Origin of the sequence: Algoriphagus pacificus, assembly GCF_017254845.1 — a bacterium.
GTDB classification, from domain to species: Bacteria; Bacteroidota; Bacteroidia; order Cytophagales; family Cyclobacteriaceae; genus Algoriphagus; species Algoriphagus pacificus.
On sequence record NZ_JAFKCU010000001.1, the window covers coordinates 1208472 to 1224408 of the forward strand.

The 15937-nt window shown below is 38.5% G+C and carries 18 protein-coding genes; 5 read left to right on the top strand and 13 right to left on the bottom strand.

Features of this window, described 5'->3' with window-relative positions; translation table 11 throughout:
- Positions 1-10: 10 nt before the first annotated feature.
- The 11 genes from J0A69_RS05070 to J0A69_RS05120 form a co-directional block, all read right to left on the bottom strand.
- The gene (locus tag J0A69_RS05070; RefSeq protein WP_206585413.1) at positions 11-454 is read right to left on the bottom strand and encodes an outer membrane insertion C- signal; all 444 of its coding nucleotides are present in this window, start codon (positions 452-454) and stop codon (positions 11-13) included.
- Between the two features lie 144 nt (positions 455-598).
- Positions 599-1648, bottom strand: a complete 1050-nt coding sequence (locus J0A69_RS05075; protein ID WP_206585414.1) for an oxidoreductase — start codon at positions 1646-1648, stop codon at positions 599-601.
- 2 nt (positions 1649-1650) lie between these two features.
- Complete coding sequence (locus tag J0A69_RS05080; RefSeq protein ID WP_206585415.1) at positions 1651-2277, bottom strand: response regulator; 627 nt, start codon at positions 2275-2277, stop codon at positions 1651-1653.
- A 63-nt stretch (positions 2278-2340) separates the two neighbouring features.
- Positions 2341-3099: a sensor histidine kinase gene (locus J0A69_RS05085; RefSeq protein ID WP_206585416.1), complete on the bottom strand. Its 759-nt coding sequence runs from the start codon at positions 3097-3099 to the stop codon at positions 2341-2343.
- A complete protein-coding gene (locus tag J0A69_RS05090; protein ID WP_206585417.1) occupies positions 3086-3853 on the bottom strand; it encodes a histidine kinase in 768 nt (255 codons plus the stop codon). The genes J0A69_RS05085 and J0A69_RS05090 overlap by 14 nt, the downstream gene beginning before the upstream one ends.
- Positions 3854-3915: 62 nt before the next feature.
- Positions 3916-4365, bottom strand: coding sequence for a hypothetical protein (locus J0A69_RS22565; RefSeq protein ID WP_236032648.1), 450 nt, complete (start codon positions 4363-4365; stop codon positions 3916-3918).
- A 356-nt stretch (positions 4366-4721) separates the two neighbouring features.
- The gene (locus J0A69_RS05100) at positions 4722-5117 is read right to left on the bottom strand and encodes a molecular chaperone DnaK (RefSeq protein ID WP_206585419.1); all 396 of its coding nucleotides are present in this window, start codon (positions 5115-5117) and stop codon (positions 4722-4724) included.
- Between the two features lie 142 nt (positions 5118-5259).
- Complete coding sequence (gene secDF, locus J0A69_RS05105; protein ID WP_206585420.1) at positions 5260-8232, bottom strand: protein translocase subunit SecDF; 2973 nt, start codon at positions 8230-8232, stop codon at positions 5260-5262.
- A 92-nt stretch (positions 8233-8324) separates the two neighbouring features.
- Positions 8325-8684, bottom strand: coding sequence for a hypothetical protein (locus J0A69_RS05110; protein ID WP_206585421.1), 360 nt, complete (start codon positions 8682-8684; stop codon positions 8325-8327).
- Between the two features lie 62 nt (positions 8685-8746).
- Entirely contained in the window at positions 8747-9367 is a 621-nt protein-coding gene (locus J0A69_RS05115; RefSeq protein WP_206585422.1) for a uridine kinase family protein, read from the bottom strand.
- A 37-nt stretch (positions 9368-9404) separates the two neighbouring features.
- Positions 9405-9980, bottom strand: a complete 576-nt coding sequence (locus J0A69_RS05120) for a non-canonical purine NTP diphosphatase (protein ID WP_206585423.1) — start codon at positions 9978-9980, stop codon at positions 9405-9407.
- A gap of 141 nt (positions 9981-10121) precedes the next feature.
- On the opposite strand from J0A69_RS05120, the gene J0A69_RS05125 reads away from it, so the two are divergent.
- A complete protein-coding gene (locus tag J0A69_RS05125) occupies positions 10122-10685 on the top strand; it encodes an LOG family protein (RefSeq protein WP_206585424.1) in 564 nt (187 codons plus the stop codon).
- Between the two features lie 76 nt (positions 10686-10761).
- Complete coding sequence (locus J0A69_RS05130; protein WP_206585425.1) at positions 10762-11265, top strand: hypothetical protein; 504 nt, start codon at positions 10762-10764, stop codon at positions 11263-11265.
- Positions 11266-11278: 13 nt separating this feature from the next.
- Here J0A69_RS05130 and J0A69_RS05135 read toward each other — a convergent pair whose 3' ends face one another.
- Positions 11279-12208, bottom strand: a complete 930-nt coding sequence (locus J0A69_RS05135) for a LysR substrate-binding domain-containing protein (protein WP_206585426.1) — start codon at positions 12206-12208, stop codon at positions 11279-11281.
- Positions 12209-12308: 100 nt separating this feature from the next.
- On the opposite strand from J0A69_RS05135, the gene J0A69_RS05140 reads away from it, so the two are divergent.
- The 3 genes from J0A69_RS05140 to J0A69_RS05150 all read left to right on the top strand — a co-directional run bounded on the left by J0A69_RS05140 (position 12309) and on the right by J0A69_RS05150 (position 14160).
- On the top strand, positions 12309-12866 hold the full coding sequence (locus tag J0A69_RS05140; RefSeq protein WP_236032649.1) for a peroxiredoxin: 558 nt from the start codon (positions 12309-12311) through the stop codon (positions 12864-12866).
- Positions 12867-12946: 80 nt separating this feature from the next.
- On the top strand, positions 12947-13537 hold the full coding sequence (locus tag J0A69_RS05145) for a carboxymuconolactone decarboxylase family protein (protein WP_206585427.1): 591 nt from the start codon (positions 12947-12949) through the stop codon (positions 13535-13537).
- 287 nt (positions 13538-13824) lie between these two features.
- Complete coding sequence (locus J0A69_RS05150) at positions 13825-14160, top strand: hypothetical protein (protein WP_206585428.1); 336 nt, start codon at positions 13825-13827, stop codon at positions 14158-14160.
- Positions 14161-14321: 161 nt separating this feature from the next.
- Here the strand turns inward: J0A69_RS05150 and gndA are convergent, their stop codons facing one another.
- Positions 14322-15734 carry an NADP-dependent phosphogluconate dehydrogenase gene (gene gndA / locus J0A69_RS05155; RefSeq protein ID WP_206585429.1) on the bottom strand — a complete coding sequence of 471 codons (1413 nt, stop codon included), beginning with the start codon at positions 15732-15734 and terminating at the stop codon, positions 14322-14324.
- Positions 15735-15937 lie beyond the last annotated feature (203 nt).

Genomic DNA, 15937 nt, shown 5'->3' on the forward strand with positions numbered 1-15937 from the left:
TTATATTGTCTTATCTAAAGGTGTATTTCACACCAACTCCACCTCGAAGGTAGCTATGGGAATGATCTGCGAATACCGGAGCTGCCTCAACCAAAAATCCAAGATTTCTGGTATTATTGAATGGTTTAATTAGGACTCCTACAGGAATAGCCAAATAAAGGTCATTATGGTCGTCATGATGTTTGTGATTATGATGATGTCCCAACAAGCCTAATCCTGCTCCAACATAGGCATTGACTTCTGTCTTTCTGACAAAATTATAGCCACCCATCAGTTCTAATCCGATATCATGCCCAATACCAAGTCTTGCTTCTCCAAAAAACTCTTTGTCAGGATCAGTACCAACTGTAATAAATGTATCGGAACTCTGGAAGTTAATCCCAACGGCAACCTGTGCCTGAGAGATTGATATAAATGCGAATAGCGAGAATGCTAATAAGATTACTTTTTTCATGTGATTTTAGTTTGGATCTTTTAGTCACATAGAATCTTGCATTTAAATAAAATTCACTAAACAGGGAATCTAATTAATGCTCGATTTCATGGTGGTTTAGTTTTAATTTCCAATCCTATATCCCAAGAAAGAGCCAAACTTAATTTATTCCCATTTTCCCTCAGATTTTACAATTGCTCTTTTCTCTTTTGAGCTTAAAAAAGAAGCTTCAATCATTTTTAAAACGCTGATAGTCTGATTTATAGTGACTTTTAAAGGGCTTCCATTTAAAATTGCATCTGCTACGTTTTCATAAAAAATCCTATAATCTCCCCGGACTGAAGGATATGAATAAGAATCCTCATTGAGGAAAATTTTTCCCCAATTTTCCTCAGGTTCTACACCCCAATTCTCACCTTCAGGCTTTACTCCGTTTTTGAAGGCCTGTTCCTGCACATCCATTCCAAATTTCAAGTAGGAGCCTTTTTCTCCCAAGAGTAAATATTTTGGTGTGGGAGCATTCACTAATACCCCAGCAGTCACTCTGGCTTTGAAGCGCCCATAATCCATGAAAATATCAAAATGATCATCAGCCATCGCTCCTGATCTCTGTTTTCTGATATCTGCTTGAATGGAATCTGGTGAGCCAAATGTGATATAAACCTGATCGATAAGATGTGAGCCCAAGTCATAGGTAATTCCGTTTCCTGGCCCATCTTCTTCTCTCCAGTTCCCTGAAAGTTCCGGTCTGAATCGATCAAAATGTGATTCTAAGTAAACTAAATCTCCTAAAGTATTTTCTGAAATCAGTTTTTGAATGGTCAGAATATCTCCGTCCAATCGTCTATTGTGAAAAACGGAACAAACTTTACCTGTTTGTTTTGCAAGCTGTTCCAATTCTTCGGCTTCATGGGAGTAAATCGTCACAGGCTTATCTACCACTACATGCTTTCCTGCCAAAAGACATTGCTTTGCCATCGGGAAATGAAAAGTATTGGGAGTCGTAATGACTACCAAATCGACATGATCTCCATCCAGGAGTTCTTCGAGACTTCTAAAAATCTTGACTTCAGGATATTTTTTCTGACTGTTATTGGTTGATCGCTCTACGACTGCCACCAAATCCAGATCTGGACAAACGGTAATCAAGGGAGCATGCATTTTTTCAGCTACAGATCCAAAACCTACAATAGCTGTTCTGATTGGAGTTTTCATGCTTATAAATTCATATCCTGAACTTTATTGACTAGTTCTATACGTGAAGTTACTTGGAGTTTGGAATGAATATTTTTTCGATGGGTCTCAACAGTCTGCACACTGAGGCTGAGATCATCTGCGATTTCTTTGTTTTGGCGTCCCTCTTTGATCAGTTTAATGATTTGAACTTCCCTTCTTGAGAGTTTGAACTTCTCTCTGAATGCATCATAGAAAGAACTCTGGTTCGCCTGCTGGATAACTCTTTGGAAATTTGCCAAATGCCTTCCTTCAAATACTTCATGGATGGTATAAACCAATTCATCTGGATCGGCATCCTTCAAAATGAATGCATCAGCACCTTCATGCATGCATTTTTTGTAAATCTTCTCCTCATCGTACATGGACAAAACCACTATTTTGATATGAGGGTGGTTTTTTTTCGAATATTCCAATACGCCGAAACCATCAAGCACAGGCATGTTCAGGTCAGTCAGGATTACGTCAGGAAGATCGCGCTCGATTGATTCAATCAGTTCTTTCCCATTGGGATAAAGCCCTGTGACAATCAAATCATCGTGTTCCTCCAATAAACCTTCTAGTCCTTTAGCGAAAAGTTTATGGTCATCAGCCAAAGCTAGTCTGATCATTTTCTGGGTGGGTAGGGTAATGAAGCTTTAAACTAAATTGTTACTCAAATTACACCCTGAATTTCAATTTGGCAACAATAAATGGATAAGTGTTCCATTTCCTACACTTGAGGTAATCTGGAACTCTCCGCCAATAGTTTCCATCCTCTTTTTAAGGTTATACATACCACTTCCATCAGAGGCAACCGTAGTGTCAAATCCTTTTCCATCATCCTTGATTTCAATGATGTGCCGCTCATTTTGCAGGTAAATTTGCACCTTAATAAAATCTGGAGTGGCATGTTTGATGGCATTATTAAGGATTTCTTGGACCACTCGGATCAAAACCAGTTTATGATCTTTTGGGAGAAAGTTTAATGAGACATCCCCCTTTTCCAATTCTACTTTGCAATGGCCAGTGGAGGCAATTTTCTCAAGTTGCTGCTCAATAAACTCAGGAATGGTGAGAGATTCTACCCAGTCTAAGTTTAGGTTTTTGGATAGAGCTCTGACTTCTGTGATCACTTGGTTAATGGTCTCTCTCCCTTCTGCCTGCTTTTCAGCCTTCGATGATCCAAGGTAAAGCTTTGCCAAAGAGAGTAATTGCCCGATATTATCATGAAGCTCTCTGCCCACATGGGTTAGAGTTTCCTGCTGGATTTCGTTTTCAATATTCAGCAAGGTTTTTTCATGTTCAGATTTGATCTGTTCAAGTCTTTGTTTGTTTTGTGCCTGACGCTGACGATGGATAAAAACCATAGCCACCACGAATGTTGACATCAGACCTCCCAAAAAGAGTGTGCTGAAAATGATGACGTAAATCTGATCTTCAGTTGGATTCATAAAAAGGTTCTTTATCAAATATATTCGGAAGGAAAGGAGAAGCAATACTGATTGTTAAAATAGCCAATGTTAAAATCCCCAAATAAATACCAACAGCCTGCAGTGCAGTACCTAAAACTGGATTGACTTCATAAAGATAAATTAAGGCCACTGAGCTTATGTAACTTAAAGTAAACATGAAAATAAGAGCGGTCATTTGCCAGAATGAGACTAGTCTCAAGGGATTGCTAGCTAGATAGGAGGGAAAGGTAATCAAGTCTGTAAAATACAAAGCACTTCCAATTAAGATCATGTTTGCCCCGATTGCAAAGATGATAGGCTGATTCAAATAAATGGGTTCAATTCCTGAGAACTGAAGAACCAATGCTATCAGTATAAATAAATAAATCATCCAATTGATAATTTTTCTTTTGAATGGTCTTAAATAAGATTTAATCAGGATTAAATAGAGAATTGTTCCTATTTGTCTTTCAGCTACATTAAATAGCCAGAGATTAAAATTTGGGTACTCGGTATTTCCAAAATATGCGTTTACTGATCTTTTGAATTCAAAATTGTAGTTCGTGTAACTTCCTAGATTTCCATAAAAAACCGTAAAGCAAAGGATTACAAAGGGAAGTAAAAAATGGATATGACGTTGTTTTTCCTTTGGCAATTTTATGTAAACAAATATTCCAATCAGGAGGAGCAGATCTGGTGGTATGGTGTATTGCGGGTAGGCAGTAAAAAAGGCTTCAATCAATCTTTGGTCCATCACTTGTTATTTTGGGTCTTTAGTCAAAGCCTTACAATCGTGATTTCTACCTAGATTAATCATCAAATTTGAGGGGATAAATCTGGTACTTTTTCAGTGTTTTTAGATTGCTTAAACTCGAAGTAGGGTTCTCTTTCAAAAAGATGGGGAAATCTTGGTGAAGCTACAGTTAAGACCAAAATCGCTAAATTTAATACTCCCATGACCCAATCAATTTTTAAAAGAGAAGCCAATAATTGAGGGTAATTAGTATAGAGGTACATCAGTGACGCTGATGAAATATAAGTCAATGAATAGGTAAATAAAATAAAGGTCATCTGCCAAAAAGATAATAATCGAAGTGGATTGACCGATAAGTATTGTTCATTAGTCATCAGACCGATAAAGTAGAACCCACTTCCTAATAAAATTAAATTGGCTCCAACAGTAAAAATGAGTGGTTGATTTAAATAAACTGGTTCAATACCAGAGAATTGTAAAATTAGAATCACTATAAAAAAAGTAATGATCATCCAATTGACATATTTTTTTTTGTAAGGTTCCAGCCAGGATTTAATTAAAAAAAGGAAAAGGATTGTTGAAATGTGTTTATTGCCAATGTTAAAAATCCAGATGTTAAATCTTGGGTTTTCAGTATTTCCTAAGAAAGCATTTGCTGCTTTTCTAAACTCAAAGTCATATAAAGTATATGCACCGAGATTCTCATAAAATACGGTAAATGACAAAATCAAAAAAGGGAGCCAATAAAAACTATTGGCTCTCTTTTCTTTGGGAAGTTTTAAGAAATAAATGATCCCAAGTACTAGTAAAATATCGATTAATATTAAATACCAGTTTACAAATGCTTCAACAAACCTACTATCCATGTTTAAGCATCAGTAGGCTCTGGATCACAAAATGGAGGGCAGATTGTGCCATGGTTTGCATAGTCATCCTCTCCAGCAGTCAAAGAAAGTTGCCCCTCATCCAAATTAGCAGGTCTCATCACTAGAGCTAGCGCTCCTGTTACTTTGTCTACATCATTTGGATAATATTTTGTAGCTACCTCTTCGGTATATTCAGTTATGTAAAACTGAATTCCACCTTTTTTGGGATCCTGGTCAGCTTTGGCAAGAAGGCCTTCTAATGTCTCTCTGTCAAAAAAAATCCAATTCGTTTGATCCGTTTTATCTTTGCCGTTTTTGTCTTTGGCAGGCTTGCCCTTTTTGACCTCTTTGTCATACTTCGCTCTCATTGACTCGAAGTCCGCTTTTGAAATTTTCATAGAAAAATCTTTTTTCGTTAAGTGATAAATCCAGTATTAATCTTAAAATATTTCAAAAGATAATATTTTTTTCCCCTAAAGGTCAATAAAAAAGGAGCGAGATGATTCTCGCTCCTTTAATTGGAAATTTAGCTTTTGGTGATTAAGCCAACTTTTTAGATTCTTTAGCCTCTTCGTGGTCAATTTCTCTCTTCATCAAATCCACTACAATAGGAGTAGCAATGAATACAGAAGAATAAGTACCTACGACGATACCGATGAACAAAGCGAAAGAGAAACCTCTCAATACCTCACCACCGAAGACCAACAAGACAATAATTACAATCAAAGTAGTGAATGAAGTAATCAAAGTTCTACCTAATGTCTGGTTGATCGCATCGTTAAATACTTTCACCAATCTGTTGGTTCCTCTACTTTCGATGTTTTCACGAATACGGTCAAATACAATTACCGTATCGTTGATAGAGTAACCGATTACAGTCAATACCGCTGCGATAAATACCTGGTCGATTTCGAATGTTGCACCAAATGCACTTGCGATTGCAAATGCAGCGATTACAAACAGAGTATCGTGAATCAATGCAATGATAGAAGCAAGTGAGAACTGCCATTTACGGAATCTCAACAAGATGTAAAGGAAGATCGCAATCAAGGCAGCAATCATGGCTTCTCCAGAAGAAGCTTTGATGTCATCTGCCACAGTAGCACCTACTTTAGAAGATCCTGTGATAGCGAACTGATTCGCTGCTAGGTCTTCAGCATTTTCAGTAAACTGGAATCCAGTGATTGTCGCGATACCTTCTTTTACTTTAGACTCAACTTCAGCATTTGAAGCGTCATCATCTTCGTTTATCAAATAAGAAGTAGTTACTTTCAAGACGTTTGTAGCACCGTAAGTTTTTACTTCTACAGATCCATCAAACTCTCCGTCAAGACCAGTCTTCAGCTCAGAAGCTGCAACTGGTTCTGCAAATGCCACGATGTAAGATCTACCACCTGTGAAATCCACACCAAACTTAAGACCGTTGATTGCTGCGATAGCAAGACCCACGATGATAATTCCGGTAGAAATCAAATAAGCAACTTTTCTCTTTCCAAGGAAATCAATGTTCAAAGTGCTTAATGCATTTTTAGCAAATGGAGTGGCAAAGCTGATAGAGCTTTTGTCTCCTTTTTTGCTCATCCAAGAAACAATCACTCTGGTGATAAATACTGCAGAGAAGAAAGAACAAGCGATACCGATCATCAATACGATAGCGAATCCTTTTACAGGACCTTGACCCAAAGCATATAGAATGGCACCGGTAAGGAATGTAGTGACGTTGGAGTCAAGAATTGCGGAGAATGCTTTGTTATACCCTGCATTGATGGCAGCGATTAGACCCACGCCATTTCGGAGTTCCTCTTTGATACGCTCAAAAATCAATACGTTCGCATCAATGGACATACCAATAGTCAACACGATACCTGCGATACCTGGCAAAGTCAAAGAAGCCTGTAACTGTGCCAAAATCCCCAAGATGAAGAAGATGTTGAACACCAAAGCTGCAATAGCAACCAATCCGCCTTTAGCATAGTATGCTACCATGAAAAGAACTACAATAGCCAAACCAGCTACCATAGAGATCAAACCTTGATTCAAAGCTTCTTTACCCAAAGTTGGACCGATGATGCTTTCTTCTACGATCTGAGTTGGGGCAGGAAGAGATCCTGACTTCAAGATGTTCGCTAAATCCTGAGCTTCCAATAGCGTAAAGTTTCCGGCAATTTCTGATGAACCATTCGGGATTTCTCCATTTACAACTGGTGCAGTATATACATAGTCATCCAATACTACAGCGATTCTTCTACCAATATTGTCGGCAGTCATTTTTCTCCATTTTCTAGCTCCATCAGCATTCATCTGCATAGATACTGCTGGACGAGAAGTTTGATCCAATGCTTGACGAGCATCAGTTACCACATCACCTTCAAGAGGAGCCTGATCAGATCCTTTCGGGATTTTGATCGCATAAAGTTCCAATGCCTCTGTTCCATCTTCCAAAGTCTGAGGTTTTACACCCCAAAGCAATTTGATATCCCTTGGTAGTAAAGCTTTGTAATCATCGTTTTTAAGGATTCTATTGATAGTCATGGTGTCTTTTACATCATACACCAATCCATAATTAGCTTTTAGCAAGCTGAAGAGTGGAGAAGTTCCAGCATTTGGATTCATAGGATCGATTTGATCCAACTGCTCTTCCAAAGCTTTTCTCAAAGAATCTTCTGGGGTAAGTTGTTCTGTAGATAAGGTATCTGCAGCTGCAGTTTCAGAAGTAGTATTTCCTTGGTTAGCCAAGTATGCGCTGTTGATTGCCTCCAAAGAAGCACCAAATTCATTTACTTCGGCTACTTCCCAGAATTGAAGTTTTGCAACACCTTGAAGCAAGTTTCTTACACGCTCTTGGTTGTCAACACCTGGAAGTTCGATCTGAATACGGCCAGAACCTTGGATTCTCTGAATGTTTGGCTGAGAAGTACCGAATCTGTCGATACGGGTTCTTAGGATATTGAAAGAACGCTCAATTGCATTTTCGATTTCAGTATCTAGAATGTCTAGGATTTCGGCATCAGAAGTTTCAAGAGAGATTCTTCCTCTGTTTGCTGCTGTTGCGAAAATAGAGCTAAGGTTTTTACCAGAGCTATTTGCTTGCCATGCAGAGTAAAACAAGTCTACAAACTTCTCATCAGAAGTCTTAGCAGCTTCTTTAGCTTCATCTACTGATTTATTGAAGGCGGCATCTTTAGGATTTCCAGCAAGACCTTTCACAATTTCCACTGGGGAAACGGCAAGAGTCACATGCATACCACCTTGAAGATCCAGGCCAAGGCCTAGTTCTGTTTCTTTAACTTCCTGATAAGTGTAATCAGCACCTAGGAAATTGTAAACTGGCTCTCTCCAGACAGAATCAAGATAAGCTCTTCTTTTGGCGAAATCTACGTTGCCAGAAGCGTCCGTAGCATAAGCTTCCGCTTTCTGCTGTACGCCATTTGATACAAATGTGAATGACAGATAATACAGACAAAGTGCTGTAATAATCACTGTCAAAAACACAATGACACCTTTATTTTGCATAAGGATTAGGTATTAATTAATTGATTTGTAAATACAGATTTAGTGCAATCCTGGAATCAGGATGCAGGGAAAAGGGAATCTTGAAATGAGATTCAGGGACCTTTGGTCGAAATAATCCGCTCAAAAAGGATCTCTACGAGCTGGTTCGACTGGGGGAAAGTGCTTGTTTCGAAATGAAAGCCTTGCTTTTCTTCGTTTTCTATCTGATAGATCAAATAAAGCACTGTATGAGAAACATGCACCACAAAAGGTACAACTGCATCAACAGCTACATTTAAAAAAGTCTGGTTTTGATCTTGATCAGCCTGATTAGCATCCTGTTGCTCAACAGAAACAGTGTCAATTGACTCAGGAATGTATTCAACACTAGAAATGAAGAGACAGAATAGCAAAGCCAACATCATGGTGATGCGCTGTTGGAATAATTTGCTATGTTGATTTCTGCTTTTCATGCGGCGCAAATATAGCCAATATTTGAAATTCTAAAGAATTCAGGGAACTTTTTTGCGAATTACTACTTGCCTGATCTCGCTCGAAGGTAGGTTCTTATGACTTCCAGGGCTTTGTCAAAGCTATGGTTGTTGGGTACAATCAAGTCGGCTTCATTTTTAAATGGCTTGATGTACTTTTCATAGGTTGGCATCACATGCATTTCATACCTATATAATACATCATCCAGATCGTAACCACGCTCCACCTTGTCACGGATGATTCTTCTCTTTAGTTTGATATGATCCTTGGCGTCAATAAAAATCTTCAGGTCAAGAAGCTCTGCCAATTCAGGATAATAAAGGACAAAAATTCCTTCCACTACAACTACCGGTGCGGCATTGAAGGTCAGCATCTTTGGTGTTTTGGAAGCATTATTAAAAGTATACTCCTCTCTAGTTACTGTTTCGCCCGCCTGGATTTTACGGATATCAGCCGCATATTCTTCAAAATCGATACTCATTGGCGTATCAAAATTATGAATTCCTTGCGCATCAATCGGCTGTAGATTTCTAGGCTTGTAATAATTGTCTTGAGAAATGAGACAAACTTCGCCAGGTTCGAAGGTATTGAGCAGTCTTTCCAAAAAAAGTGTTTTCCCTGAGGCAGACCCTCCTGTAATACCGACGATAAATGGTTTTTTCATGGCGCAAAGTTAAATTAAATTCAGGCGTTTCTCAGAATTATCTTTGGTTCAAAAACTCAATTAATGCTCTGACGGCTTTCCCTCGGTGTGAAATTTCATTTTTTTCATCAAGACTTAATTGGGCGAAGGACTTGGAATAACCCTTCGGTAGAAAAACCGGATCATATCCAAATCCACCATTTCCAGTTCGCTCTTTCAAGATTTCTCCTTCAGAAATTCCTTCAAATTTGTATTTGTCTTCTCCGATCAAAAGTGCGATAACGGTTTTGAATCGAGCCGTTCGGATACTGCTTTCACCAAGATTTTTTAGCAAGAGATCAATGTTTCTTTCATCAGACCTAGGTTCTCCAGCATATCTGCCTGAATAAACTCCAGGTTCCCCTTCTAAAGCATCCACTTCCAGTCCAGTGTCATCAGCAAAGCAGTCAACACCAAAATGGTCTTTGACATATTGAGCCTTTTGAAAAGCATTATGTTCTAAAGTGTCTCCTGTTTCCGGAAGCTCTTCTCTACATCCTATTTCCTCCAATGATACAAGTTCAATTTGAGGTCCTAGCGAAGCTTTTACTTCTTCTATTTTCTTGGAGTTGTTGGTAGCAAAACAGATTTTCATGGGTTAAAAATAAGGCATCCATTTGATTTGGCTTCGGTGAAAAGCTTGATTTCTGTTAACAAATCATGAAACAGATCTTTCACTTGGGCAATCCTATGGAAAAGCTTTAAATTCGATTTTTACTTTTTACAAATTACTACCATGAAAAAAATCACCATCTACTGCGGGTCCAGAAAAGGAGAAAGCTCGGTTTATGAAGCTGCTGTCAGAGCATTAGCTCAGGAAATGATCAAAAGAGATCATGCTCTTATTTATGGAGCTGGAAGGGTTGGCTTGATGGGAATAATTGCAGATGAAATGCTACACGCCGGTAAAGAAGTGATAGGGATAATTCCTCAAAAATTGGTGGACCGTGAGGTAGCGCATAAAGGTTGTACCGAATTGGTGATCGTAGAAACTATGCGTGATAGAAAATGGCTCATGGCAGAGCGTGGAGATGGATTTATTGCGATGCCAGGCGGTATTGGGACACTGGAGGAATTATTTGAAATCATGACTTTGAATCAGTTGCATTACATCCAAAAACCATTGGCTCTTTACAATGTCAATGGATATTATGATAAGCTGATCGATTTTCTAAACCATGCGATGGAGCAGGGTTTCCTGTATCCCGAGCAAGAGGAACTTTTGATTATTTCAGATGATCCTGTGGATATTTTAGACCAAATGGCTGCTTATCAAGCAAAACGTCCCTCAGATTGGTAGTGAAAGAGTGGAATTGTTTTTGATTTGAAGACTCTTAAAAATTAATTTTCTTATTTTTGCGCAGCAACCAGCGATTATGATTCAAAAGTTATTTCCACTCGATAAAAATTACATTCTCCGTCAGGCGCAGTCTGTGCTTGAAGAAGAATTGATTGATCGGATGATTTTTGAACTTAAGCGTTCCTACACACTTTTATATAATCCGTTGCGCTTGATGGATGAGACTTTTGCGCAAATCCTTGATAATTATGAATTTCCAAGAGAACGAGTTCGTATGATTTATCGTCAACTCAGTGGAATTTATCGATTCAAGCATGGGGATAATCAATTAGAATTACTTTTTGATGGTAGGACTCATTTCGAGAAATTCCAGGAGGATTGGTCCGCAGCATTCGTTTCCTATGTTCAGGATTTGGGGATTTATGAGCAGTATGTGAAAACAATGCTTCGAATGACTTTGCTTTATGATACAGAAACCCGTGCCGAATGGGCGGAAAATCACTGCAAGGCATTTATTAATCAACACTTCGCCTGCAAGGTCGTAAAACGTCAGGGTGAGCTCCGATTAAAAATCGGTTGATTTTTAAGACAAATCACCTCCATTTCACTTTAATGTATTGATCAATCTTTTGGAATCTTTCCGGGATTGATTTTAAAATCGAGTTTCTTAAAACTTCAATCAATGCTTCTTTGGTGAAGCTACTCTGCACAACCAGACTGATTTCTCTGACTGGTTCAGGTGAGTCGAACCTTCGAATTCTTTCATTATCAGTTTCAAAAAGTACCGCCATTTCAGGTACTAAAGTGTAGCCGACACCTTTGTCCACCAACCGGATCAAAGATTCAATGGAACCACTTTGATATTCAAACCCAAAGTTGTTTCGGGTCCTGTCGCTTTCGCAAATAGCTAAGGTCTGCTCTCTAAAACAATGTCCTTCATCCAAAACGAGCATTTGATTTGGGTCCAAAACAGATGGGGTAATGTGCCATTTTTTGGATAGGGGATGATCTTCTGGCAAATAAAGTAAGAAGGGTTCGTTGAAAAGCGAGATTTCCCGAATGGATTTTTCTTCAAGAGGTGTTACCAAAATTCCAATATCCAAGGTTCCTTTTTGAAGTTCTGAAATAATCTCTCCAGTCTGAAGTTCTCTTATTTTGAGCTTGGTTTTGGGGTTTGATCTGACAAACTCGGGAAGAAACATCGAAAGAAGGTAAGGAGCTAGGGTGGGAATTACCCCAATAGTAAATGTTCCTTCCAAAGATTCCTTTTCATCCAAAACAAATTCCTTTAAATCCGCCACTTCTCTCAAAATCTGCCGGGCCTTTAAAAGGATCTGTTCTCCTGCAGGAGTAGGTTTGACGGGTTTGGCATCTCGATCAAATATTTTGACTCCAATCTCATCTTCCAACTTTTTGATTTGAGTTGTGAGGTTTGGCTGCGAAACATGGCAGCTTTCGGCGGCTTTGACAAAATGCCGATGAATATCCAAGGCCAGAATATACTCTAATTGATACAGTGTCATATAACTCAAAGTTATAAAGAGATAACAAATATTAATTTGATTGATGAGAAATCCTTGAACAACTTTGTATAACAAATTTGAAAACTAACCCACACTATTTATGAACAGCAGAATGCTAGGCTTGGGAGCAGAATTCCCAGCTTTCGAAAAAACCGCAGTTGTATCAAGAGAAAAAGGTAAAGAGTTCCAAACAATCAGCAACGAAATCCATACTGCTGAAGGCAAATGGATGGTGATGTTCTGGTGGCCAAAAGATTTCACTTTTGTTTGCCCAACAGAAATCGCTGAATTCAACAAAAACGCTGGTGAGTTCAAGGATAGAGATGCTGTTTTGGTAGGAGCTTCTACTGATTCTGAATTCGTTCACTTGGCTTGGAGAAACAACCACGAAGATCTTCGCGACCTTAAATTCCCAATGCTTGCGGATACTTCTAAGTCTCTTGCAGAGGAACTAGGTATTTTGGAAGCAAATGAGAAAATCGCTTACAGAGCTACTTTCATCATCGATCCTCAAGGAATCGTTCGTTGGGTTTCTGCATACGATCTTTCTGTAGGAAGAAATGTGGAGGAAGTATTGAGAGTGCTTGACGCCCTTCAGACTGACGAGCTTTGCCCATGTAACTGGGAAAAAGGAGAAGCTACTTTGAACTTGAACTAATTCAGGATTCATAAAAAATAAAAAGGAGGTTTCCGGACCTCCTTCTTTTCTCTCCTCTTATTTAAACCAACAATTAAAAAATGGAAGCTTTAGCAATCAACGAATCAGCTGCAGAATTACTGGAAGTAGTCGGCCTACCAGAAACTTTTACAAATCAATCTATCCAAGCTTTGGGAGATGCTGATTCGAGGTATCTAAGAGATTTGAAATTGAATTTCAAGACAATTCTAAAAGGTGATAAGCTAAATGCAAAAGAGGTTGCCTTAATGGGAGTTGCTCTTGCATCAAATGCCGCAAATGATCCATTGTTGACATTTTTTAAAAAGCTAGCTGTTGAAAAAGAAGCAACTGAAGCTGAAATCGGAGAAGCTGTAGCCTGTGCTTCCCTTTTGAGTAGTAACAATGTCTTGTATAGATTCAGACATTTTGTTTCGAAAGAGAAATATGGACAGATTCCAGCTAGACTTAGAATGAATATCATGATGAGTCCGGTTTTAGGCAAGGAATTTTTCGAATTGATTTCCTTAGCTGTTTCAGCAGTTAATGGTTGTCAGATGTGTGTTGCCTCCCATGAAAATTCATTAATGGAGCTTGGAACTACGGAAGAAAGAGTCTTCGAATCCGTGAGAATGGCATCCGTAATTACCAGTATGGTAAAAGTGATTTATTAAAAATATTTATAGTCCGGTCTGAATTTCGAAAACCTCCTGAGAGACAAGGAGGTTTTTTTTTAACCGCAGCGTGCGGGAAGGACAGCGCTGAGTTCCTAAATTTTGATCTTGGAGTACACTTGGAAAGAAACTAAAGTTGACCAACGAAAGTTCTTTCAACCTTTAGCACGTCTCAAATTTTGTCTCCAATGGAGAATGCGAGAATAAATAGAGAGTTTAGGTAAGTTTTTGTTAATTGAAACGATAAAAATTCCAATATTTTTAAATCAACAATTTGTATTCTTGAAATGAAAAAATCAATCTGGTTTCTTTTGATGCTCCTTATTTATGGCTGTTTTGGAAGATTCAATTGTGAATTAACTACTCAAAAATTTGATTTGAATAAGCCGTTTGAAGAAAGTCTGGATTTTAGTTTTTGCAACTTTAATCCGAATCATTTTCAGCTACATATTTCTGGTGAATTGGAGGGAGATATCCTACTATTAGAAAACTATAAATTTTCAGGAAATGGAAAAATAGATACTTTGATCACTTCAGATTACTATGCAAATGAATTTATTTTCAATTACCGTCCAATTGGAGAAGTAAAGGGAGATTTGGAATTCAAGATTTCTCTTCACTAAATATGGGTTTCTGAAGGTTAAAAAGCTGATATAGAATTTACCTAGATTCTGAATTACTATATAAAAACTAAAGCTCGCCAAGAATATTAGCGAGCTTTTTTGTATTAATTTTTGATTAGAAAAGCAGTCTACTGAGACTGCTTTCTGAGTACTGTGACTTTCTATTTTCCCCATTCGGTATGGAAAATTCCTTCTCTGTCTATTCGCTCATAAGTATGCGAACCGAAATGATCTCGCTGCGCTTGGATTAGGTTGAGCGGAAGTTTTGTAGAAGTATAGGCATCAAAGTAACTCAAGGCAGAAGAAAGTCCCGGAACAGGAATGCCATTGGTAGCTGCAAAAGCAACAACTTGACGAACTGCTGGCAATGTTCCTTGTACTTTAGGCACAAAAGAAGGGGATAACAGTAAGTTTGGAATGGAATTATCCGCAGTGTAAGCTTCAGCGATATCTGCCAATAAACCTGCTCGGATGATACATCCTGCTCTCCAGATCTTTGCTATTGTGGACATGTCCAGATCGTATCCATAATCTTTAGATGCGTACATCAATTGATGCAAGCCCTGAGCATAGGCTATGATAAAAGAAAAATACAAGGCTTGTTCTGCCTGCGCGATTAACTCTTCTTTGGCTATATGGGCAACTTCCGGTCTGGAATACAAACTGTCTGCCTTAACGCGCTCATCTTTCAAAGCAGAAATTTCACGCATACTGACAGCCATATCAATGGTTGGTACAGGGATTCCCAAATCCATCGCGTTCTGAGAAGTCCATTTACCCGTACCTTTTTGCTTGGCCTTGTCCAAAATCATATCCACTAGATCTGCAGAAGTCAACTCGTCTTTTTGATTAAAAATCTCAGCGGTGATTTCTACCAAGAAAGATTGCAAACGTCCTTTATTCCAAGTGTCATAAACTTTGTGAAGCTCCTCATTGGAAAGATCACAGGACTTTTTCAACAAATCATAGATCTCAGAAGTCAGCTGCATCATGGCATATTCAATACCATTATGAACCATCTTCACATAATTCCCTGCTGATTTTGGACCTAAATATGCAACACATGGTTCTCCTTTATATTTTGCAGAGACTGCTTCGAAAATAGGCTTGACATGCTCATAAGCATCTTTATCCCCACCAGGCATGATGCTTGGCCCTTTTCTGGCTCCTTCTGCACCGCCGGAGACTCCAGATCCGAAGAAATGAATTCCTTTTTCTTTTAGATAGGCTTCTCTTCTATCAGTATCTGTGAAAAATGAATTTCCACCATCAATAATGATATCATCTTTCTCCAAATGAGGAAGTAAGCTTTCGATTGCCTGATCTACAATTTTTCCTGCAGGAACCAATAGCATGATTTTTCTTGGAGTGCTGAGCGCCTGAACAAAAGTTTTGATATCAGTGGAAGCACTGACCTTTGCCAAGTCTCCCCCTTCTGTTTTCAAAGCTTCAACTTTTTCAGCATCCAGATCATATCCAAATGCCTTGAAGTTGTTGTCGGCTACGTTCAAAATAAAATTACGTCCCATTACTCCCAGACCTACCAGGCCAAAATCATAGTCTCTGTACTCCATTTTCTTTTTGTATAGTTCTTAAATAATCAGGGTAATCCCTTCTTCGGATGCGTTGTAAGAATAAATAAGCCTTAATTTTGCATCCGGAAACAAAATTAAATGAAACTGGCGATTGTTCGCCTTATTTATAAGAATCTATTGGCTTTGCCCAGAAATTTTAGGAATAAGACCTTGATGGAACTACCTCACCAGGAAGAATCCTA